The organism is Vibrio sp. S12_S33, assembly GCF_963889785.1.
Taxonomy (GTDB): Bacteria; Pseudomonadota; Gammaproteobacteria; order Enterobacterales; family Vibrionaceae; genus Vibrio; species Vibrio aestuarianus.
Genome location: NZ_CAWPQZ010000041.1, coordinates 1 through 22,454 on the forward strand (window position 1 = coordinate 1; position 22,454 = coordinate 22,454).

General features: G+C 42.6%; 16 protein-coding genes, 4 pseudogenes and 1 riboswitch. Of the genes and pseudogenes, 9 read left to right on the forward strand and 11 right to left on the reverse strand.

What is annotated here, in order from left to right; genetic code table 11:
* The 4 genes and pseudogenes from AACW06_RS15460 to AACW06_RS15470 form a co-directional block, all read left to right on the forward strand.
* Positions 1–438, forward strand: a pseudogene (locus AACW06_RS15460) (IS982 family transposase); the annotation flags it as partial.
* 40 nt (positions 439–478) lie between these two features.
* A pseudogene (locus AACW06_RS21040) lies at positions 479–583 on the forward strand (IS5/IS1182 family transposase); the annotation flags it as partial.
* 105 nt (positions 584–688) lie between these two features.
* Positions 689–830: pseudogene (locus tag AACW06_RS15465) on the forward strand (transposase); the annotation flags it as partial.
* Between the two features lie 36 nt (positions 831–866).
* Positions 867–953, forward strand: a riboswitch (cyclic di-GMP riboswitch).
* Between the two features lie 72 nt (positions 954–1,025).
* On the forward strand, positions 1,026–3,656 hold the full coding sequence (locus AACW06_RS15470; RefSeq protein WP_192075754.1) for a M66 family metalloprotease: 2,631 nt from the start codon (positions 1,026–1,028) through the stop codon (positions 3,654–3,656).
* Positions 3,657–4,149: 493 nt separating this feature from the next.
* On the opposite strand, the gene AACW06_RS15475 is transcribed toward AACW06_RS15470, so the two are convergent.
* From AACW06_RS15475 to AACW06_RS15510, 8 genes are all read right to left on the reverse strand, one after another.
* The gene (locus AACW06_RS15475; protein WP_192075755.1) at positions 4,150–4,629 is read right to left on the reverse strand and encodes a L,D-transpeptidase family protein; all 480 of its coding nucleotides are present in this window, start codon (positions 4,627–4,629) and stop codon (positions 4,150–4,152) included.
* A gap of 98 nt (positions 4,630–4,727) precedes the next feature.
* The gene (locus tag AACW06_RS15480; protein ID WP_192075756.1) at positions 4,728–5,447 is read right to left on the reverse strand and encodes an SIMPL domain-containing protein; all 720 of its coding nucleotides are present in this window, start codon (positions 5,445–5,447) and stop codon (positions 4,728–4,730) included.
* A 75-nt stretch (positions 5,448–5,522) separates the two neighbouring features.
* Positions 5,523–7,172 carry a BatD family protein gene (locus AACW06_RS15485; RefSeq protein ID WP_202884082.1) on the reverse strand — a complete coding sequence of 550 codons (1,650 nt, stop codon included), beginning with the start codon at positions 7,170–7,172 and terminating at the stop codon, positions 5,523–5,525.
* A 2-nt stretch (positions 7,173–7,174) separates the two neighbouring features.
* On the reverse strand, positions 7,175–9,091 hold the full coding sequence (locus AACW06_RS15490; RefSeq protein WP_192075758.1) for a vWA domain-containing protein: 1,917 nt from the start codon (positions 9,089–9,091) through the stop codon (positions 7,175–7,177).
* Positions 9,084–10,052 (reverse strand): vWA domain-containing protein, encoded by a 969-nt coding sequence (locus AACW06_RS15495; protein WP_053311083.1) that lies wholly within the window; start codon positions 10,050–10,052, stop codon positions 9,084–9,086. Before AACW06_RS15495 ends, AACW06_RS15490 begins: the two co-directional genes overlap by 8 nt.
* Positions 10,053–10,059: 7 nt before the next feature.
* Positions 10,060–10,530: a DUF4381 domain-containing protein gene (locus AACW06_RS15500; RefSeq protein WP_053311082.1), complete on the reverse strand. Its 471-nt coding sequence runs from the start codon at positions 10,528–10,530 to the stop codon at positions 10,060–10,062.
* Positions 10,527–11,495, reverse strand: coding sequence for a DUF58 domain-containing protein (locus tag AACW06_RS15505; protein WP_192075759.1), 969 nt, complete (start codon positions 11,493–11,495; stop codon positions 10,527–10,529). The genes AACW06_RS15500 and AACW06_RS15505 overlap by 4 nt, the downstream gene beginning before the upstream one ends.
* A 14-nt stretch (positions 11,496–11,509) precedes the next feature.
* A complete protein-coding gene (locus AACW06_RS15510; protein ID WP_192075760.1) occupies positions 11,510–12,466 on the reverse strand; it encodes an AAA family ATPase in 957 nt (318 codons plus the stop codon).
* A gap of 279 nt (positions 12,467–12,745) precedes the next feature.
* On the opposite strand from AACW06_RS15510, the gene AACW06_RS15515 reads away from it, so the two are divergent.
* A complete protein-coding gene (locus tag AACW06_RS15515) occupies positions 12,746–14,662 on the forward strand; it encodes a methyl-accepting chemotaxis protein (protein ID WP_192075775.1) in 1,917 nt (638 codons plus the stop codon).
* 58 nt (positions 14,663–14,720) lie between these two features.
* Positions 14,721–14,921, forward strand: a complete 201-nt coding sequence (locus tag AACW06_RS15520; protein WP_192075761.1) for a restriction endonuclease subunit S — start codon at positions 14,721–14,723, stop codon at positions 14,919–14,921.
* 135 nt (positions 14,922–15,056) lie between these two features.
* Here the strand turns inward: AACW06_RS15520 and AACW06_RS15525 are convergent, their stop codons facing one another.
* Positions 15,057–15,713, reverse strand: a complete 657-nt coding sequence (locus tag AACW06_RS15525; protein ID WP_192075762.1) for a DsbA family oxidoreductase — start codon at positions 15,711–15,713, stop codon at positions 15,057–15,059.
* Between the two features lie 400 nt (positions 15,714–16,113).
* Here AACW06_RS15525 and AACW06_RS15530 point away from each other — a divergent pair, with 400 nt between their 5' ends.
* Positions 16,114–17,466: an alpha-amylase family protein gene (locus AACW06_RS15530; protein WP_192075763.1), complete on the forward strand. Its 1,353-nt coding sequence runs from the start codon at positions 16,114–16,116 to the stop codon at positions 17,464–17,466.
* A 93-nt stretch (positions 17,467–17,559) separates the two neighbouring features.
* On the opposite strand, the gene AACW06_RS15535 is transcribed toward AACW06_RS15530, so the two are convergent.
* Positions 17,560–19,428, reverse strand: coding sequence for a methyl-accepting chemotaxis protein (locus AACW06_RS15535; RefSeq protein ID WP_192075764.1), 1,869 nt, complete (start codon positions 19,426–19,428; stop codon positions 17,560–17,562).
* Positions 19,429–19,731: 303 nt separating this feature from the next.
* On the opposite strand from AACW06_RS15535, the pseudogene AACW06_RS15540 reads away from it, so the two are divergent.
* Positions 19,732–20,493, forward strand: a pseudogene (locus tag AACW06_RS15540) (IS5 family transposase).
* Between the two features lie 40 nt (positions 20,494–20,533).
* Here AACW06_RS15540 and AACW06_RS15545 read toward each other — a convergent pair.
* On the reverse strand, positions 20,534–21,142 hold the full coding sequence (locus AACW06_RS15545) for a hypothetical protein (protein WP_192075765.1): 609 nt from the start codon (positions 21,140–21,142) through the stop codon (positions 20,534–20,536).
* Between the two features lie 176 nt (positions 21,143–21,318).
* Between AACW06_RS15545 and AACW06_RS15550 the strand changes: the two genes are divergently transcribed.
* Entirely contained in the window at positions 21,319–22,425 is a 1,107-nt protein-coding gene (locus AACW06_RS15550; RefSeq protein ID WP_192075766.1) for a 1-acyl-sn-glycerol-3-phosphate acyltransferase, read from the forward strand.
* Positions 22,426–22,454: the final 29 nt, after the last annotated feature.

Consider the following 22,454-nt stretch of genomic DNA (forward strand, 5'->3'; position numbering starts at 1 on the left):
CGGCAAGAGGTAAAGGTACGATGGGGTGGTTTTACGGCTTTAAGCTTCACATTATCACTAATCACCTTGGTGATATTGTGGCAGCTAAACTTACCCCCGCTAATACGGATGACAGAAAACCCGTTCGTGAGCTGTCAAAAGGGCTATTAGATAAGCTTTATGCAGATAAAGGCTATATCAGTAAAGCGCTAACAGCAGACTTGAAAAAGGATGGTATTAGCGGCTTGGGACAGAGCAATGTTGTCTAAGCGGTTCATCATTGAAACCATCAACGATCAACTAAAGAATATTTCTCAGATAGAGCATTCTAGACACAGGAGTCTGCATGGATTCATGTTGAACTTACTTGGTGGGTTAATTGCGTACTGCCTAAAACCAGAAAAGCCATCGTTGAACATAACAACCACTGAAAAATCAGGATTAATGGCGATGGCTTAAACCGATCTCAGGTTAATTTAAATTATCCGAATAAAGGTAAACAGGCCTTAAGGTTTATGGTGAAGGCGAGTGGAACGTCAAAAAACACGGGACGAATGGCAAGTGTAGAGTCTGGTCAAAACTGAATATTGCAGCCGAGCTAAGTCTATAAGATAGAAAACGCTGAAGTAACTATACAAAATAGTTATACGCTTGTTGCACTTTAATTTGTATTGATCTTTAGTTGCATAGTTAGATGGAACTAAATCAGGCAGTTATGGTGAAGCGCGTTTTCTCTATGCTATTGAGAACGCTGCAAGGTTTTCTAGACTCCGTATTCAAGCTCACTAACATCCCGCTTGCTTGGTTCGCACTACACCTGTGTAAGACGTCGAGCTAAGGAGGTTGAGGTAATTTAATATTTATTTTAAATCAAAATCTTACATATAGTATATAAAGGGCAAACTAGTCGAAAGGCTAGGACGCAAAGCTACCGGTTTAAGGGTTATATAGCCTATGACAGCGGAGCCGCCATAGCTTTATCAACAGCTTTTATCTTGGTTGAAGCCCTTTTCGTTAATAACTCCTAATGAATAAAGGTGTACAACATGTCACATAATAATCCGTCATTAGTTTCCTCGGAACGACGCAACTTTTCATCCACTCACTCCCGTCCAAAAATCACCTATATCGCCGGCATAGTGGCTAGTATTTTAGCCTTTAGTTCTGTTTATGCTACAGAACAAGCGACAGAGTCAACCACTACACCTTCTGATTTTACAGTCTTTAATAACAATGACTTGCCGAGTGATTTAGTTGGTAGCTTAGAAGCGTCGGTATCATTTGCCCAAAGCCAGATCATGCCATCAAAACATGGAATAGAGGGTGATGTTCAACCTTACTTGACAGCCCTGAGAGCGTCACTGATTATGGTCAAACCTAAGCGAAGTGATCTAAATGTTGCCACACCATTACGTGTTACTGCAATTGATAACCAAGGTCGTAACCTAGGTACAATGAATCTTAATCCCCCTAGCCAATTACCTAAAACAGCTTATGCCATTGATTTTACGCCGATTGAAGGAGCCTCTACTACTATTAATTCATCGGCAGCAATGGCCAAGCTTAATGATCCTAGTGCAGCGTTTCTTCAAACAACATTAACAACCAATAATTTAGTTGAGATTAATACCGCAGATGGCGTGTGGACCAGAAATATTTACCTACCAAATTTAGCCTCAATGACAGATAAAGTTGTAAGAGTGACGTCAAGGGCTGGGTACTCGTCAAATATACATTATAGTGATCGTTCTACGACCATTACCCGTGGTAATACGCTCGTATTTAAACATATAAATGGTCAATGGATTTGTGAAGGTGAACTAGAGAACAATAAGCTAGTTTATGCCGATAACACTTGGAGTCTTAAACTCCCGCCAAACTGGATTCAACCAGGTATCAAGATGCAGTTCACTCATGGGGAGCTTTCTGGTGAGCTAAACGGCATAAAAGTAGGTGCACCTACAGAACTACTCATCCATACCATTGATATTGGCATGTTAACTGAGCCCCGTGACGCTTTTCACTTTGCGAAAGATACCTCAGCACACCGTGAATATTTCCAAACCGTGCCAGTTAGTCGTCTGACCGTTAGCCAATACGAATCACTTTATTTACCTGAAGTCATGCTGCCGAACGGTACCTTGCTGACCGACTTTGACCCAAGCACTGGTGGATGGCATCATGGTACGATGCGTCAACGTATTGGGAAAGAACTCATTTCTATCGGCATTGATAACGCCAACTATGGCATCAACAGCTCTATTAGTGAAGGCGAAAGTGGGCATCCCTATTTAGCATCGCAGTTAGCAGCTCATAACAGCCGCGGTAATTATGAGAACGGTGTAGTGACTCACGGAGGTTCTGGTGGCGGCGGGATTGTGACTCTAGATACCTCACTGGGTAATGAATTTAGTCATGAAGTTGGACACAACTTCGGCATAGGTCATTACCCCGGTGGGTTTAGTGGTTCTATCCACCGTCAAGCTGATGTCGTAAACTCCACTTGGGGCTGGGATGCCGATCTGAACAAGTTTATTCCGAACATGTCATCGAAGAAAAGTAATCAGAGCGCCTGCCTCAATGGTGAGTGCCAAGCACCTTTCGACGGTAGAAAGTTTGGCTCCGATTCCATGGCTGGAGGGGGGCCCATGTCGGCGATTAATCGGTTCACTCTTTACACTCCTTATACTGCCGCCAACATTCAGCGTAATTTAGAGTCAAAAATCGTTTTTTCAGTAGATTCTGATACTGGTTTTAGAAAATGGGATCCGGTCACCCAAACAATGGAACCCTATCAGCATAGGGTAATGGATGGAGAGCAAGTGAATGCGTCAATCAACGATTTATCGGAAGATTATCTAATAAGTTTATTTGATGATTATTCTTTAGTTACCATTGGGATGTACAACGGTAACTGGACTAGGTATATCAATGTTCCTATGGCATCCGAGAGTAATAAAGGTCGTACTATCACGATCAATCATAGAGCAGCATACAATAGCCACCTTCAGATTAATGGCGATTCTGTTCTTATTTATAATGGATTGAAAACATCCTATACCTCTGACGGTACAACGTGGAATGAAGGCGAAGCTCCAGACCTTACAATTGCAAGAGTACCAACTTCATTTGGTATTCCAGTTACCACTCTTGTGGGTTATTACGATCCTAAAGGAATATTGCCTAGTTACATTTACCCAGCCCTACATGGCTCATATGGTTTTGCTTACAGCAATGATAATGAACGCCTTTCTGTCAATAATTGTCAGCTGCAGGTAGAGACGCGCAATGGTCAGTCGTTGAACTTTAAGCTTTCTGATGTTCGTAGCAATAGCAATACGATGAATAAATTCCATGTTAATATACCTGAAACAGATCTTCCACAAAGCGCTGCGATTGTATGTAAAGGGAATGTGTTAGTCGAAAGAGCAATTGACCCGGTTAAAGCACCTTTGTCGTACACCGTAAATGGGTATAAGAAAGATGAGACCTATCACCGATGGGGAGATTATGATCGAATTGGAACCGTTGGAGATCTGTATGTGTGCGATAATCCTTACAATGGGGATAAAGAACTATTTAAACTTTCAGGATTAGGTAGTGATGGTCGTTATTGGTATTTCCCAACCAATAAAACCAATAACAGATTCTGGACGTATATCTCAGATATAAATTAACAGTCTAGCTGTTATAGTAAACCTATTTGAAGAGCCTCACTTTCAAGTTGTGGTTCTTCTTTGAGCTCAAGGTAAGCAAGTCGAAGAATCTTTGTCTTGCTTAATGAACGCTGGTCAATAGGTTACGGAAAAATGCGCTCCTACCCCCCCCTTTTTTCCTTGGGTTTCTATAATACTGTTCTGCTCCAGTCAGACTAGACACATCACTAAGGGACTTTCCCATACCAAAAGTTATCCACCTTTCCCTAATTAAAATAAAAGCTCTATCCCTTTCCTGCTGGGCGCAGGCTACATTCGTTTAACCTAACCACATAGTTTTTCTATGCTCATGGGGGTGAATTCACTTGCCACCTACCTGAACTTTAATTTGTTTAGGGATAAAAGCATAACTATCAATTTAGCAAGGCTTCCATCGCTTTGCTGTTATATATTTCTTACTGCAGTTTTAAGTTCAAGTTGTTTAGGTATAGGGGATGGTTATTTTGAGTATTCATTACCATTCTATGACTATGGGTGTGCCTAATTTTACTCGACTGAGAAAATCATCCACTTGGTCATTGGTGATGGCAATACACCCATCAGTCCAATCAAAGCTTTGAATGAATTCTGGCTTTACTTGAAAGCCGTTTTTTAAGCCGTGAATTTTTATGTCGCCACCAGGATTTACCCCTGATTTCATGGCTAGGACGGTATCTTGATGATTCGGATAGGTAATGTGGACTGAGCGGTAGTATGATGAATCATTGCTAATATAATCAAGATAATAGCGACCTTCTGGTGTACGTTGATCGCCTTCTTTAAACTTATGCCCCTGCGGATTTTTTCCTAAAGCAATTCGGTATTCCTGAACTACGGTTTGCCCATCAAGTAGGTACATTCTACGTTTGGATTTATCGACTTTGACAAGATCAACATCAGCGTAGCTAACAAGCGGCCAAGACAGTATCGAAATTAGGTATAGCATTCGTATCATAGAAATACTGCATGGTCAGAAGTAATAAAAATATCCGTTATTATGTGTCGAATAGTCAGATATTTCTAGTCTTCCTCTTGGCCTATGTTGGTGCTTTATCAATCTGATAGGTAATATTCTACCGTTGAAACCACACGTATCTTTTTGATGTGAGGCGTGTTGTTATCTCGGTCGACAATACTGAATTGTCCTTGAGATGCTCTTTTAATTTTCCCTAACGAGCTTTGTGAGTCTTTGGCGAATTTCTCTGCCACTTCTCTTGCTTGCTTGGTCGCTTCTTCAATCATATCGGGCTTGATGTCGTTAAGTCCCGAGAATGAGTAATTGACTCGGTTGTTGTAAGGATCTTGATTGAACACGATACCTTGTTTGCCTAAGTTTCCGAGTTTGTTGATGGCGGAGCGAACTAAGTCAACTTGATTGCTGTAAACCGTGATGGTTTGATTGGCTAAATAGCGAAATTCAACTGAGTTTTCTCCACCGTATTGCTGCGCTTTTTTATCAATAACAGCAGGTGAAGACAAAGAAACGTTGTTGTCTGCAATGCCTTGGCTGGCTAAGAACTCTGTCACCATTTGGGTTTGTTTTTCGATGGTGGAAAACATGGTCGGTAAATCATTGTCTGCAACGGTAAATTGAATAGGCCAGATGACGGTATCAGCAGGGTATTCTCTTTCGGAGAGCCCCTTTACAGTGACTACGCGTTCGTATTCTTTATACTTGATGGCAGTTTGCTGAACAAAAAAGCCTAGCACACCGAGTCCGAGGATCACACTTAACCCCATAATTAATGCAGAGGATGTACTCTTGATTTGCATGCCACTGTTTCCTTATGTTGGCTTTGGGACGCTTTATTATATGCGTATCATTGCGTTAAAAGCGTGAAGTGCACGCTAGAGTTTTGCAAGAGGTTGCGCTTTATTTTTAGCGCGCTTAGCTTGTTGCTTTTGAATACGAGTGGATAGTTTCTCTAAATTTCCAGGAGCCCAAGGGCTTTCTTGTGCTGTATAGAGTGTTTTGTTGAGTGCGTTTAATTCGTTATCCAATGTTATTTTTTCTTCCTCGGTTAGTTGAACGACAGCACGCCACTGCGTCAAACAGTAACTGATTTGTACGCCATCACCTTGGGATAATGCTTTTTTTAGCAGAGTGTATTCATTGCTATCTTCTTGATTAAGATCCGAGTATGAATTTGTTGTAGGATCTGAGGATTGATTTCTAAATGCCCAAGCGACGATCATGGTTGCTACCCAAAGTAGGGCGAAGAAAGCGGTAAAATAAGGCCAATATCCAGCATCTTTAATGGTTACTGTCTGCGCTTTTTGTGGTGTAATCGGTGTCGCTGACGATTGATCAAGCCATTCTCCTTTCTCAACATTCAAAGTTAATGCACTTGCTTTGCTATATTTTTGCGATTTGCTTTGAGTGTCCCACCAGGTGACATTCACTTCTGGAAGTTGGATATTGCCGATCGTATTCGGAATTAGCACCTGTTTGATCGTCATTTTAACGTCGCCATTGTCCAATGTTGTGAATTGCGGTTTCTCTGCGTAAACACGTATGGTGTCAGGATAATTGATGGCTAAATTAGGTAGCTGCTCTTGGGATATCCCCTTGACCGTTAACACTAATTCACGTGTTAATGATTCACCTACTTTCGTGTGGAAGGGGGAGTCAGTTGTCACTTTACTGCTTGCATCACGCCATGTTTGCTCAAGTGTTAATTGAGACGTTGGTAGCCACGTACCTTGGTAAGTTTCTGGTTTAGGCAATACGGTTAAAGGGAACGTTTTGGCGGGGACATCAAGTTGGATCAGACGAGTATTGCCAGTTTGGTTGCTGCCATAAACTAGGCCACCTTTAAATGCAGGCCCCGATACAGTAAAGCTACCAGATTCTTTTGCCGTGACTTGGAATTTTTGGTCTACCACGGTGACTTCAATGCCATCCAATACTCTTTGATATTGGTTTGCTTCTCCGGCTGGCTTTAATTCAACGCCTTGAGCTGAAGGAGCCGCAATTTGAGGGTTTTGCAACCTTCTAGGATCGGCTTTTATGATTAAGCGCGCATTAAGGTAAGTGCTTTCATTCGGATATAGCTCTTTACGTTCTAAATGAGATTGCATTTCAACCAAATCCGACTGCTCAGGCTCTTGAGTGTCAGCGGCAACCTGAATAGAAATGGGCTGCGTTTTGGCTCCATTTAAAGTGAAGCTTGGGATAGTAATAATTCCGAGCTTATTCGCGGCCAGCGAAACGTTCCATTCACTGCGGGTGCTGCTGTCTCCATTGATGATATTCATTGAGGTACCAAAACTGGGACGACCCAGAAAGAAATCATTCTCTAGCACACTAAAATCAATCGCGTCCGATGACGTTTTTTCATCAGCTACAACTCGCAGCTGGAAAACTTCATTTTTGACGACTTTATTTTTACTGACACTTGCGAAAAGCGTCGTCGCATAGGCGGTGGAGATAAACGCATTCAGCGCAATGAATAAGCTGATGATGACAGCAAAAAATGAACGATTAACTTGTTTCATGATTACCACTTTTTACCGTTGTTTTGTGGAGGTTGAACTTGGCTTTCTTCTCTTTGTTTCGCTTGTAAGAACATTTGTGCTTTGAGCAAGCGGCTCGGGTCACGGGCGCTTTCCACTTGTTCTAACTTTCGCAATTCTGGATCAATGGTTTGGCTGGTATCTGCTTCCATCGCTTGTGCCGTAACAGATTGTTGCTCTTTTTCTGCCTCACTTGAGGCATTTTGAGTTTGAGTGGCATCAACAGATGGAGAATTGTCTGCATTTTCCTGCTCACTCTCGCGCTGAGATGGCTCAGGTTTTTGTGCTTCGGCGTTGGGTTTGCTGTCTGCGGGCGATTGTTCTGCCGACTGCTGCTGGTTGTCTTGCGCCGTTGGCTGCTCCTCCTCACTCTGTCCCTTTGAATTTTGGGATTGGCTTGGCTGGTTATCTGCGTTGTTGCTATCAGATGACTGAGAGGAAGAATCTTGTTCGCTGTTTTGGTTTTGTTGTGAGTTTTGCTGTTGATCCTTATTGGGCTGCGATTCAGACTGTTGCTGTTGCTGTTGCTGTTGCTGTTGCTGTTGCTGTTGCTGTTGCTGTTGCTGTAAAGCTTTAGTCACAACATCAAGGTTGTGCTGAGCATCAGCATGGTCTGGTTGTTGGCGTAGTACTTGCTCATAACGTTTTTTGGCTTCTACTAACTCGCCATTTTGCGCGTAAGCGTTAGCGAGATTGTACTGAGAACGGGCATCTGTATTGGGTAATTGAGAAAGCGTCTTAACCGCTGCTGCATAATCCCCGGCTTGATATTGGGCAATACCTTTCCATTCTAAGTCAGTAAATTGCTCACTGGCACCTTGATAGTCTTCGTTATCAAAGGCTTGTTTTGCTTGCTGGTTTTGGTTGAGCCAAGGCGAAGCTTCGGCATTTGGACTTTGCAGCATCGGAAGAAACAAGATGGCGAGGGAAAAAATAAAGCCACGACGAAATAAAAGTAAGCAGGGAATCATAAGCAACAGGAGTAACCAGTATCCATTATTCACTCTGTCTTCGACGGTTTGTTTGTTCTGAGCACCCACATTGGGGTTTTCTGCTTGAGTAAGGCGAGCAATGATATCGATATCGCTATTGTCGAGACGAATTGGTGTAAAGATACCTTGCACCGATTGGCTAAGGGATTGCATATTCGCAAAGTTGGTCTTAGCGACCACGGTTTGTCCAGCGTCGTTTTTAAACATCGAGCCATCGGCCAATACGATGGGGGCACCTGCTTGAGTTCCTATCCCCATAATAATCAGCTTCCAATTGGTCCCTGCGAGTAGTTTTTCAATCTCATCTTGTTCTTGTGAGTCAATATCGTCGGTGAGCAGCACAATATCCCCTTGAGCAAGACCTGCATGGGTCATCATCTCTATCGCCAATTGAATGCCTCGGGCGGCATCGGATCCTAAATAGGGCATAATGTCCGGTGAAAGATTCGGCAACAAGTTATTAATAGTTGCACTGTCACTGGTGAGTGGGCTAACGGTAAATGCATCACCGGCGTAGGCGACTAGCCCTGTGCTGCCTTCTTTCCAGTGAGCGAGTAAGTCGAGCGCCTTATAACGGCTTTGTGTCAAACGGTTGGGTTTAATATCAGTCGCATACATCGACATTGACATATCCATCACCAGTACACGTGCATTGCTATTACTGTAACTAGGGCGAGCTTCGGTTTGAAAGCTAGGTCCGGCAAGTGCAACGACAGCGAGTAGCCAGCAAAAACTAATCAAGGAAAGTGCTGTCGATTGGCGTTTGTTGTTTGTTATGCCTAACGCTTTGGCCAAATGAGGGGCAATAAGGGTCTGCTGTTTCGAGCGCAGAGTCAACCACAGTAAAATGGCCGCCAAAGGGAAAAGCGCCAATAGCCATAATGGATTGAGAAAAACAAAATCAGACATGGTTTCTCCTCAGCACGATCAAGATTACAGAAAGCATAAGTGCTGCCAAAAGCGGGTAACCGAACCATTCAGTTTGAGGACGCCATGTTTGAGTGGCTTGGCTAATTGGTTCTAGCTGGTTAATGGTGTCGTATATGTTGGCGAGATCTTGGCTATTACGCGCTCTAAAGTATTTTCCACCGGTAATGTTGGCAATCTCAGTCAGTGTTTTTTCATCAAGATCTTGAGCAGTGTTGACTTTGCGAGTCATAAAAAACTCTTTAACCATCATTTCACCAGCACCAACGCCAATGGTGTATATGGTGGCGTCGTATTTTTTAGCAATCTTTGCGGCTTCTAATGGGTCTAAAACCCCCGAGGTATTGCTGCCGTCACTAAGTAGAATCATGACTCGCTGTGGAGCATCACTATCAATAAAGGTTTTAGTGGCAAGTCCAATGCCTTCACCAATTGCAGTTTGAGTCCCAATTAATTTGAGTACCGCTTGGTTTAACTGCTCGCTAATCGTGTTTTTATCCAAGGTCAATGGTGTTTGCAGATAAGCGTGATCAGCAAATAGCACTAAACCAAGACGGTCGCCTTCGCGCTTTTGAATGAAATCAGATAGAACATTTTTGACCGCGGTCAAACGATCTATGTATTGCCCACCTTGCTGCATGTCTTCTTGACTCATGGAGTAGGAGAGATCAACCACGAGCATTAAATCTCGGTGCTTAGGTTGTGTCGTTACCGGGTCGCCATACCAAACTGGGCGGGCAACAGCGAGTATCAGCAAACACCAAATTGCGGTGGCGATAGCTTTTATGGCGATATTGCGTGGTGACGATATCTGATCTTGTTTTGGAAGGTAGGGCAGGTGAATGGCTGCCCTTTCTTTTACTGGTGGTAAGAATCGATAAATAACCAGTGGTAGTGGTAGCAGCAATAACGCCCACCACCACAATAACTCTATATTTGCCAAAGTTTAGTTATCTCCGTTTCTTTGGCGGCAACGCATCATTTACCCATTGATAGCAGTGCTGAATCAGTTCTTTGTTCTGTTCAGTATTTTGCTTTTGGTATAAAGCTTGTTGCCACAAGTTTTCATTAGGAACAAAAAGAGGGGCAGAAATTTGAGAATCTAAAAAGGTATACCACTCTTTCCCGGTTAAATGCGCGATTTCCATTCGTGGGTAATAACACAAAGCCGCTTGACGAAGCAGCTCAATCGCAGATGAAGGTGTTAAATGGCTAAATTGTGAATTAAGCAAACGCAGCGCGGTTTTTTTCGGTGCAAGACGTTTACGACGCCAACGAATCGCTAGCACGATGATCAGCAGGCAAAGCAGCACTCCAGCCGCACTTGCCCACCAGCCCCAAGCCAATGGAAACCAAGAAGGTAATTCTGGCAGTTGCATGGCGCTTAAATCTAAAGGTGTAGCAGTTGATGATTCCTTCATTCTTTATATCCGGATAGTTGTTGCAGCAAAGGTTTCTCACTAGAGAGTGAGGTATAAGAAATTGCCATAGATTGACTCAATGATTTTAGTTTTTCTTTTTGAGATTCAAAGGCTTTTTTTAACCCTAAGCGTGTACTATTTGTCGAAAAGTTGAGCCAGCTCGTCTGTTGGTTATCGGTTACCCGTTCTAAACCACGAAATTGGGTCTCTCCTTGCTCGAGCGGATCATAAATATGCACCATTCGCACACGGTTGTGACGATGCAACTGGTTGAGTAGTGGTGTTAGTGATTCATCACAATGGACAAAATCACTGATTAAAATAACTTCGCTGCCTTTAGGACATAAACGATTCAATGCCATCAAACCATTGTGCATTGAATGAGCATGCCGTTTGGTTAAGGTGAGACTACTGAGCTGCTGGTTTTGTATCGTGACTAATTGCTGAATCAACTGCAACGGACCTTTTTGACGACTGGTCGGTTTTAACTCAACTAACGCATTTCCGGTGTCGATCACGGCACCTACACGGTCATTTTTCGCCACACTTAGCCAACTGAGTAAGCTCGCCATATGCGCGGCTTGCACCGATTTCAGCATTAACTGGGAGCCAAATTGCATTGATGTACTGAGGTCAACATATAAAATGACGGGTTTTTCCCGCTCTTCACTGAATAATTTAGTATGAGGTTTCCCAGTGCGAGCCGTGACTCGCCAATCGATCGACCGGATATCGTCACCCGCTTGATATTGACGTACTTCGGTAAAGTCCATGCCTCTACCGAGTTGTTTACTTTGATGCTGACCAAGTAATTGAGCCCACAAGCTTTTCGCTGGTGGTAACCAATGTATCGCTTGCTGCTTGTATGGAAGCAGCTCTTCAAGCGACAAACTGACGCCGTTGCTAAATTCTGGTAGGGCGGTGTTTTTGATCTGAGAACGATGTTTTGTCTGTGAGTGAGGCATACAAAACCTTAGTGCTAGGCACTGCCAACCAATGAAAGTAAGTGGGAGATCACTTGGTTTGGATGGATTCCTTCAGCTTGGGCTTGGTAGGTCAGTAACAGTCGGTGACGTAATACAGGAAAGACCATCGCTTGAACATCTTCAGGGCTGACAAAATCTCGGCCGCTCAGCCAAGCGTGCGCGCGTGCGCAGCGATCAAGAGCAATGGTCGCGCGTGGACTCACTCCTAGTTCTATCCATTGTGCCAGTTTCGCGTCATAGCTTTCTGGCTGGCGAGTAGCCATCACTAATCGCACTATATATTGCTCGATCGGCTCTGCCATATGAATGTTCAGTACTTCCTGACGAGCAGAAAAAATATCGTTTTGCGTTAATTTAGGCGGTGCGGTTTGTTCGATACCCTGTGCTTCACCACGATTTAAGCGTAAAATAGCGAGTTCATTTTCAGCATCTGGGTAGTCAACATTTAAATGCAGTAAGAAGCGGTCAAGCTGCGCCTCTGGAAGAGGGTAAGTTCCTTCTTGCTCAATCGGGTTTTGTGTTGCCATTACTAAAAAGAGTTCAGGCAGTGGATAAGTTTTTCTACCTGCGGTAATTTGCTTCTCTGCCATGGCTTCTAGCATTGCCGCTTGTACTTTAGCTGGTGCGCGGTTGATTTCATCGGCTAAGACAAGAGAGTTAAAAATTGGCCCTGCTTGAAAGATAAACTCACCTGTTTCTGGGCGGAAGATATCTGTACCCGTGAGATCCGCAGGTAACAAATCTGGTGTGAATTGGATGCGATGAAAGTCGCCTTCTATGCAGTCTGCTAAGGATTTTACCGCTCGTGTTTTTGCTAAACCAGGAGGTCCTTCGACCAGAATGTGCCCATCGGCAAGAAGTGCGACGAGCAACTGTTTTACTAACGATTGCTGACCAATAACTTGTTGGTTTAAGTGCTGTTGTAAAGACTGAAAAGCAAGCGACTGCATAAGGTTTGGTTCTCCCAATTTTTGAACAGTTAGTGAATTATCTTCTAAAAAAGTTCCATTAAAAGTGTGAAGTACGGACTGTTCGGTCAATTATTGAGCCATTGCTTGATTGGAGCTCTGTAATCATGGCATATTCGTCTATTATTATGGGGTCAATTATCCATTTCCAAAGGTAATGCTTGTCCATAAGTTTATTATCAATAAAAATATCAAGAAAATTCCTACATGGGCGATAAGTAACAGTTATTCCCAATTAGCCATTAATTAAGGGCAGAAATGATGTTCCAATTGAATTCAATGAGTATTAAAAAGAAGGTGGTGATAGGCATTACCTTTGCTGTACTAGCTTCAACCATTATTGTCGGGGTTATGGCACAGCGCCAAGCTCATGAAGTGTTAGAGCATAGCGTAATCGACATCGAACTACCTACGATGCTTGAACAAATTAGCAGTCAGATTGATCGTGAGGTTTCTCAGCTACTATTTTCTGCAGAACAACTCGCCAATAATGAATTTATTAAACAAGCGGTTCAGCAGACAGATCTTGACGCAGTGACAGAAGCGATGTTGGTTAAGCAACTTAACAATGTGCGTAGTCAGTACTCATTGAATGACGCTTCAGTGGCAAACCGGAAAACGGCTTATTATTGGAACCAGGATGGTTTCCTTCGTCAGCTAAATCAGCAACAAGATGGTTGGTTTTTTGGTTTTACTCAGTCAAATCAAAGCACCATGGTGAGTATGTTCCAAGAAACCTCTGGTGAGGTTAAAATGTTCGCTAACTATCAAAATGTGAGTGGCGTTGCCATGTCTGGTTTGTCTAAATCAATGGATGACATGGTCAACTTACTCAATAGTTTTAAAATCGAGGATACGGGTTTTGTCTTTTTGACTGACTCAAAAGGCGACGTGCAAATTCATCAGCGTAAAGATAAAGCCAGATCGTCGTTGACTCAGCTCTACGGTTCACAAGCCAGTCAATTATTGAACAAAGACAGCTTCAATCTCATTACGGCAACTTATGAAGACCAAGAAGTGTTTGTGGCTAGTGCTTATGTTAAATCAATGGATTGGTTTGTTATTGGTTCTGTGCCTGTTGCTGAAGTGTTTGCCGACTTGACAGCTGTGGCTCAAAAAATGCTGATCACAACACTGATTGTTGCAGCCATTTTCATTTTTATGGGTATCTTCTTAGCCAACAGTATTGCCAACCCAATCAAGCAGATTGCTCAACGTTTTACCGATTTAGGTAAAGGTGACGGTGATTTATCTCAACGTATTGAAGTGAAAGGTAACGATGAGATAGCTCAGCTTTCTACTGGTTTTAATGGTTTTATTGAGAAAATTCACCAATCGATGAAAGAAGTAGCGTCAACAAGTCATGCTCTTCAATCGGCAGCGGAAAGTGTCTCTGAAAAATCAAACCGAACTCACAACAACAGCCAAGAGCAACGCGATCAAACGATTCAAGTTGTTGCCGCGATCAACCAAATGGGTGCGACCATTAGTGAAATTGCCTCTAACGCAGCAACGGCTGCTGAAACGGCGAATCAAGCTTCTGGTAATACCGATGAAGGGCGTGCCGTTGTCAATAAAGCCAAAGATGCGATCAGCCGATTGGCGGCAGATATTGAAAATACTGGTAAGGTCGTTGAGCAACTAGCGTCAACCACGCAAGATATCGGATCAATTTTGGATGTTATTCGTGATATCTCGGATCAAACAAACTTGCTAGCATTGAACGCGGCGATCGAAGCTGCACGTGCGGGTGAACAAGGGCGCGGTTTTGCTGTGGTTGCTGATGAAGTTCGTAACTTAGCAAGCCGTACTGCTTCCTCAACGGAAGAGATCCAGAAGATGATTAACCAGTTACAAAATGATGCCAAAGATGCGGTAACGGCGATGGCATCTGGTAAGGTAGTGACGCAAGAAGGTGTATCCGCCTCTGATGAAGCGGTGAATGTATTGGTTAACATATCTGATCGTATTCATGATATTTCGGATCGTAACACACAAGTTGCAACCGCAACTGAAGAGCAATCAACTGTGGTTCATACCATTAACCAAAATATTGAAGAGATCAACTCTATCAATGAGGTGACGACCAGTACCGCAGAAGAACTTGCAGAAGCGAGCCAAGAACTGCGTGATCTTTCTGGTCGTCTAGACAAAATGGTTGGTAGCTTTAAGCTCTAGAATCATGAAGGGGAAATCGGTACACTTCCCCTTATTGCGTTAATTTTAGGTAAGTACAATGAGCGATTTTGAAAAAGAGCTAGAGCAACTATCTCAGCAAGTAGCTGATGAACCAGAAGTTAAGCTACCATCGTTGGATGAACAAAAAGCGATAGTGGCAGAATTGAAACAGTTGGAAGCGGATGGCAAGTTAACCCCAGAGGTGCTTGAAAAACACTTTGGCCAGTTCTTTGCTGACACTGATACACCGGTTCATTAACAAACCATTATCATCCCTTTCCTACTTGAAGCAGTAACAGTGTTGGCTACACTCGTTTATCTGCAACTTCAAGGTGTTTGGGTATAAATATAAAAGGGCACAAACGCTACGTTGTGCCCTTTTTGATGGCTAGAGCTAATGTGTTGTCGGCAACTGCTGTGCAATGTCTTGCAGTACTTTTTGAAGCATCTCTGCTGTTTGCGCTCCTGAAATTAAATGACGTTGTTCTATTATCAAAGCTGGAACCGCTTGAATCCCTGCTTCTAACCATTGTTGCTCTGTGACTGAAACCGTTTTTGCCCAGGAGTCATCATTCAATACTGCCTGGCAGATTTGCTTATCTAAGCCAAGATTGCTGACGGTTTCAAGCAGTACATTATCATCATCGACATTTTGTCCGAGAGTAAAGTAGGCACGAAATAGCGCCATTGCTAACTCAAGTTGTTTACCTTGGCTGTTTGCCCACATCAGGAGCTTGTGTGCTTTACGAGTGTTGTATATCCGCATATCGTCACTAAAATTGAATTCAAAGCCTACTTCTTTACCAAGTTTGGTGAGTGTCAGCCGCGCTTGTAGGCTTGTATCTGTTGATGTTCCATATTTCTTAGCAATATGCTCTTTTAAGTTTTCACCATTGGTTAGCATTGCAGGATTAAGTTCGAACGGATGCCAGTGAATATCGGCATCAATGGTATCACTTACCGCCAATAAGGCGTGTTCTAGTCGTTTGTAACCAATAATGCACCATGGGCAAACAACATCAGAAACGATATCAATACGCAGCTTTTTCATGGTTCCCTCTAGTGTATTTGCACAATAGTCTTATCCAATTATAGCTAGGTTGTCAGGATAAACATGTGACATGTTAGGTGCCTTCTTGGGTCAAAACTTCAGCACTCCATCTGCTTTGTTTTATCCATCCTTTTATCTTTCGGTGTTACTCATCTTGGTTTATCTAGGGAAGTTAATCTTGTCGGTATCTCGTTAGGCGCAATTTCATCTTGCTCTACGCCTTCTACCTCATACAAAAATTATTCAATTAAGGCTGATGGCGTGGTGTCTAGGTTGCCTATAATTCAACAAGTGTTTAGTGCGCGATATTGATGCGTGCTCAAGGAAGCAAGTGAAGCATTGAGAGGTTCGGCCTCTTTCAACTTGTAAATCGTTCATGACGAATAGGAACATTAGAAGTATGACAAATGTTCAATCAACAGATGTTATTTTGCATGCGTTTGACTGGCCATATCGCCTAGTGGCAGAGCGTGCCGAGCAGATTTTTAAACTAGGCTATAAAACGGTATTAGTTTCTCCTGCCATGAAGTCGTTGAAAAACGATCAAGGTACTCAGTGGTGGCAGCGCTACCAACCACAAGATTATCGTGTCATTGATAACCAACTGGGAGATACCGATGACTTTAAAGCGATGATTGCAGCTCTAGCCGAGCATGGATTACGAGTCTATGTCGATGTAGTGTTTAATCACATGGCAAATGAATCGAAGCTGCGATTAGATCTACAGTATCCAAGTAACCAAGATCTAACGCTTTACCAACAGAAGCACGAGTATTATCAAAAGATACGTCTATTTGGTGACTTGCAAGAGCCGTTATTTGACGAAGATGATTTTGTTGAAGCCTTCGGCATTAAAGATTGGAAAGACCGTTGGCAAGTTCAGCATGGGCGCATTACTGGTGGAGCGCACGACCCTGGTTTACCAACTTTGCGAGACAATGATCATGTGGTGTCTCAGCAGCAAGCTTATTTAAGAGCCTTAAAAGAGTTGGGTGTAAAAGGTTTTAGGATCGATGCGGCAAAACATATTTCCATTGAACATCTGAAAAAAGTGTGGGTTGATGACATTACGCAAGATATGCATATTTTTGGTGAAATCATTACCGATGGCGGCGCAACAAAAGAAGAATACCAGATCTTCTTAGAGCCTTATTTAAAGGAAACTACGTTAGGTGCTTATGATTTTCCGCTGTTTCAAACGGTGTTTGATGCGCTGCAAAAGAAAGGTAGCCTGAAGTGGCTCATTGATCCATATTGTTTTGGACAAGCACTGTCTAACAGCCGCGCAATTACGTTTGCCATCACTCATGATATACCGAATAACGACGTGTTTTTAGACTCGGTGATGGATGAAGGCTCTGAAGATCTCGCCTATAGTTACGTTCTTGGGCGAGATGGTGGTGTGCCTTTGATTTATACCGATTTAAACACCAGTGGTATCCTCAACAAGCAAGGTCTGCCACGTTGGCAAGATGCGTGGTGTACACCCTTGATGGCCGCGAGAATTGCATTTCACAATAAAATGCATGGGCTACCGATGAAAACGCTAGAAGCGAATGATGATCTTCTGGTGTTCAGTCGGGGCGATCAAGGCTTAGTGGTATTGAATAAGTCACTGCGTAATCAAACCGTCGAAATTAAGTGGGACAGTTCGATGATAGATCTTCTATCGCAGCAGGTGTTTGTTCCAAAAGAGAAAAACATTAAGATTGAAATGGTTGGCCGCTCAAGTTGTATGCTGTGGGCTAAATAGCGATTTATCTCCATCATCAAACAATGGCGCAGATTTTGCGCCACTATCTAATAAACTCATTTAGTGCTAAGCGATGAGCCTCAATATGAATAATTACACCGTAAATTTATTCAAAATTGCATCCTGCTCACGAATGTTTTCAGTTTGAGACTGCATCGCGATGTTAGCACTGTCTGCTGCATCTGCAACTTGAACAGAAAGATCTTTAATTTTTACCGTATTATTGTTTATTTCTTCAGCAACCAAACTCTGTTCTTCAGCGGCAGAAGCTATTTGAATATTCATATCACTGATTTGTTGTATCGCCTCTCGGATTTTAAGCAGCGCTTCGTTTGCTTCTTGGGCACTATTGACGGCTTCACCCGCAGTACTCTTACTGTGATGCATGGCACTAGCGACAGAAGTGGCACTCGATTGCAGTTTTTCAATCATATTACGAATTTCAGTCGTAGATTGTTGAGTTCGTTGAGCAAGCGTTCGAACCTCATCCGCTACCACAGCAAAGCCGCGACCTGAATCTCCAGCACGAGCTGCTTCAATAGCCGCATTCAATGCCAATAAGTTGGTTTGATCGGCAATGTCATTGATCACTTTTAAAATCGTTTCAATATTTAATGTAGCGCCTTCCAAAGCGCTCACTTCGGTTACTGCCTCATCAATACGAGCGGATAGATTATCAATAGCCCGAGTTGTGTGAGCTACAACATTGGTACCGATTTGCGTTGCATCATCCGCATCTTTGGCTGCTGATGCTGCACCTTGGGCATTATTAGCAACATCACCGGATGTGGTTGCCATTTCATGCATGGCAGTAGCAAGTTGCTCTAACTCATGCAGTTGATCACGCATCGCTTCAGCCGATTCTTGTAAGCCAATCGAGGTTATTTCAGAGCCTCTTAGAATTTCTGAACCAATGGCTTTTGACTGTATCAGTCTTTGTTGCAGAGTTTCAGTAAAGGTATTAAATCCGACCGCTAAGACAGAGAATTCTTGGTCAGTATCAGTTGCAAGGCGTTGAGTTAAATCTCCGTTACCTGAAGCCACATTTTGTATTGCCTTATTGAGCGCATCGAGCGGACGCATCAATATGCGAATCAGTACTAAGAGTAACGCAATGCTGATCACTAGCGCTATCAAGGTATAGATAATTGAACTGTTACGGAGTTTAGTCAATGAGGCATAAGCTATCTCCTCATCAAGAACCACACCTACATACCAATTTTCACCAGGTACTTTAGAAAAATCGACAGTGTAAGTTTTATCATTGATTACAGCTTGCTGAGGGTTTTCTACCAAAGGTGTCCCACCTAAGTAATCTTTCATTGGCTTACCATTGAACTCTTTTTTAGGGTGAGCAATGGTGATTCCATCTCCAGATACAATAAACACATAACCAGCATCAAACAGTTTGACGGTATTCACCAGTTCAGCCAAACCTGCCAAGCTCACATCGTAAAAGATGGCACCAATAAATTTGCCATTGTCTTTTACCGGGGTAGCAATAGAGACCAAAATTTCATTTGTCGTAGAGTCGGCATAAGGAGCGGTAATGATGAGCTTATCTGCATTTTTAGCATCGATGTACCAGGGTCTAATACGTGGGTTCCAATCGGAGCCGGGGTTCCACAATGGGTCATTACTGATGCGGGAGCCATCTTTTTCAAAGCCAATACCGGCAAGCAGGAAGGTATTTTTAACCACAGGCCGAGTAATTACACTTGAGATATTTTTAGGTGATAAATCCACTTCAAGCATACTGGTTGCATAGGCGGCAATAGCTTTACGGCTATTAATCTCAGCCCCAACGGTATTGCGCATCCCATCAACAATTTCCGTTACACTTGTTTCAACTTGGGATTTTATTTCTTCTTGAACGGTTAAATATTGTTGTGTAGTCAGCAAAGTCACGGTGGCGAGTAATAACAATGAGGATGCAGCAACAATCTTATGGCTGAATTTCATAGTCAGTCCCTTCTGTCTGATGAACTATCCCTTTCTTACTTGAAGCTGCAGCGGTGTTGGCAACGTTCGCTTATCCCAATCACATAGTGCATCTATGCTTATGGCAGTGACCTCACTTCTACTTATCTGCAACTTATTTGATTCTACTAATTAAAATATCATTAGTATAACTAAGGATTAGACATTTAACTAATAAAAAATCAATCTTTAGTTAGGGACTGTTGACCTTTCGTGATGATTTTTTGAACGGCATGGTGAAGGTTATAATCATTTCGCCAAAAACAAATCACAACTGAGTTCACCATGCCAAGGACAATGCTAACTGATAAACGATGGGAAAAGCTACTTCAAGTGATGACGAGTACCGGTCGAGTTTATAATAAACCAGAGCATCGGATGACTTTCGAAGGGATACTGTTTCGAATGAGAACTGGCGTGCCATGGAGAGATTTACCTTCTGAATTCGGTGAGTGGAGTACCGTTTATAGACGCTTCAACCTTTGGCCTAGAAAAAGCATTTTAAAACTACTTTTCAATCAGTTATCTAGCATGGCTGATTTTGAATGAGTCTTTCTAGACGGTTCAATTGTCCGTGCTCATCTGCATAGTACTGGTGCGGCAACACCAGATAGTGAGTGCATTGGAAAGAGTCATGGCGGTAATTCAACTAAGATCCATCTAGCTGTAGACAGTGGTGGATTACCTATCTGTTTTGACCTTTCTGAGGGGCAACGACACGATATTGTCCATGCCGAAAGCCTTGTAGAACAGTTAGATGAAGTGAATACCATTGTTTGTGACAAAGGCTATGATAGTGACCCCTTTCGACATTTTGTCCAATTAAAAGGTGGAACAACCGTCATAGCTAAACGCAGCTATGGGCAAGATATAGACAAGGAAAGTATGGATTGGTGTTTATATAAGTATCGTCATTTAGTTGAAAATGCGTTTGCTAAAATCAAGCATTATCGAGCAATATCAACTAGATATGACAAGTTGAAAAGGAACTATGCCAGCATGGTATCGCTGGCATTTATGTTAATGTGGCTACCAATGCATTGCTGAGCATAAAACGTACAGTAAAGATCAACACGCTCTAGTAAATTTATCTTTCTTCACCTAGTACTAAAGAAAAAAGCTGATGATATTGTTGCATGTCGTCATTAAATAGTTCGCTAATGATCTGTGATATTTGAGTACCAGATAGCTTGCGTTTTTGAGCCTCGCGTACCCTTAACACCATTTGGCATTCTGCCGATAAGTGGCTTTCTTTGTGTGGTTGCCATGTCGAAATATCATGACTTAAACGATTCAGTTCAATTTTTGGCTTAAGTTGGGCAATTTCCAGTTTAAGCACTTGCAGTAGGTGAGCGTAAATCTCGTCATTTTGCTTGCACTGGTTTAGCTTGTCGATGGCAGCTAAACTTAGCTCCGAAAGCGTTACGTAGCCGGCTTGATGTGGAAACGGTACGCAAAGACGTGCCGAGAAATCTACTCTTTGGATTTGTGTGTTTGGAAAAAAAGTCAGTGAGCACAAACAGTCTAAAGGTATCCAAAATGCTTGTCCTGCTTCAATCGAATACTCGTGTTTACCCAATTTACACAAGGCCAAGCCACTTGTGACTCGAACTAAGCTGTGTTTGATGACTTTTTTACGAGGAGTAACGACTAAGTTTACTTGCAGTAACGTTTCAAAATGAATCGCGTAGTTCATGTTTGTTCTCACCAATTTCGGGGCGCTAAGAGTACCTTGTCTCACAGAAAATGCCAAATAGACGAACTAATTTGCACTAAGTCTGGTCTGACCTTCACGAATCTGTTACGACTGTAGCTGCGAGCTGCGCCAACTACGCGTAGAATAAGCCAGTTTTTTATTTGATGTATAAAAATATGACCACCACAACTGATCCTTATGTAGACATCCGTCCATACAATGACGATGAAATTCCGGCGGCGATTGACCGCCTGATTAATGATGAAGAATTTATTGCAGCGATTTTGCAACATCGATTTGATAAGCGTTCTGCTTGGCTAAAATCAATGCTTAGTCCGTTTGTGAAAGTGTATCTAAAATTTAAATGGTCAAAGTTAAAGTCAGTTGAAGCCATTCAGTTGGAAGTTAAGAAATACTTAACTAAGACATTAACATCGACTACTCAAGGGGTTACCTTTAGTGGCTTGGACAAACTGGATAAGCAGACGGCTTATTTATTTGTCTCTAATCATCGCGATATCGCGATGGACCCAGCGTTGGTTAACTATGGTCTTAATACCTCTGGCCACAAAACAGTGCGGATTGCTATTGGTGACAATCTATTGAAAAAACCCTGCACGACAGAATTAATGAGGTTAAATAAAAGCTTCATTGTAAAACGTTCTGCGAAAGGGCCTCGTGAAATGATGAAGGCATTAGGGACACTATCGGCCTACATTAAGCATTCCTTGGATACTGGTAATTCGGTATGGATAGCTCAAAAAGAAGGTCGAGCTAAAGATGGCAATGATTTCACTGATCCTGCCATTTTGAAAATGTTTCATGTTGAAGGACGTAAACAGAAAATTGATTTTGCCAGCTACATTCAGTCTCTGAGGATCGTGCCGGTTGCGATTTCCTATGAGAATGATCCTTGTGATATTGCAAAAGCGTGTGAATTGTACGAAAAAGCCTCTAGTGGTCGCTATGAAAAAAGTGAGTTTGAAGATATTGAAAGCATCGTTCAAGGGATCGTTGGAGAGAAAGGTCGTGTCCATGTCGCGTTTGGTGAGGTTATAGATCAAGCGTTTGAGACGCCAGATGCACTCGCGCAAGAGATTGATCGCCAAATACACGCAAACTATGAGCTATTTCCAATCAATAAATTAGCAGCGGATATCGAAAGTAGTGATATCACCCCTGATGTCCGAGCACATTTAGAGCGTAAGTTGACTCAGATACCAGAAGGGGCTCAACGTTATCTGCTCGATAGCTATGCAAACCCAGCCAAAAACCAGTTGTAACTAGGCCAACACGCCCTAATAGAAAAGAG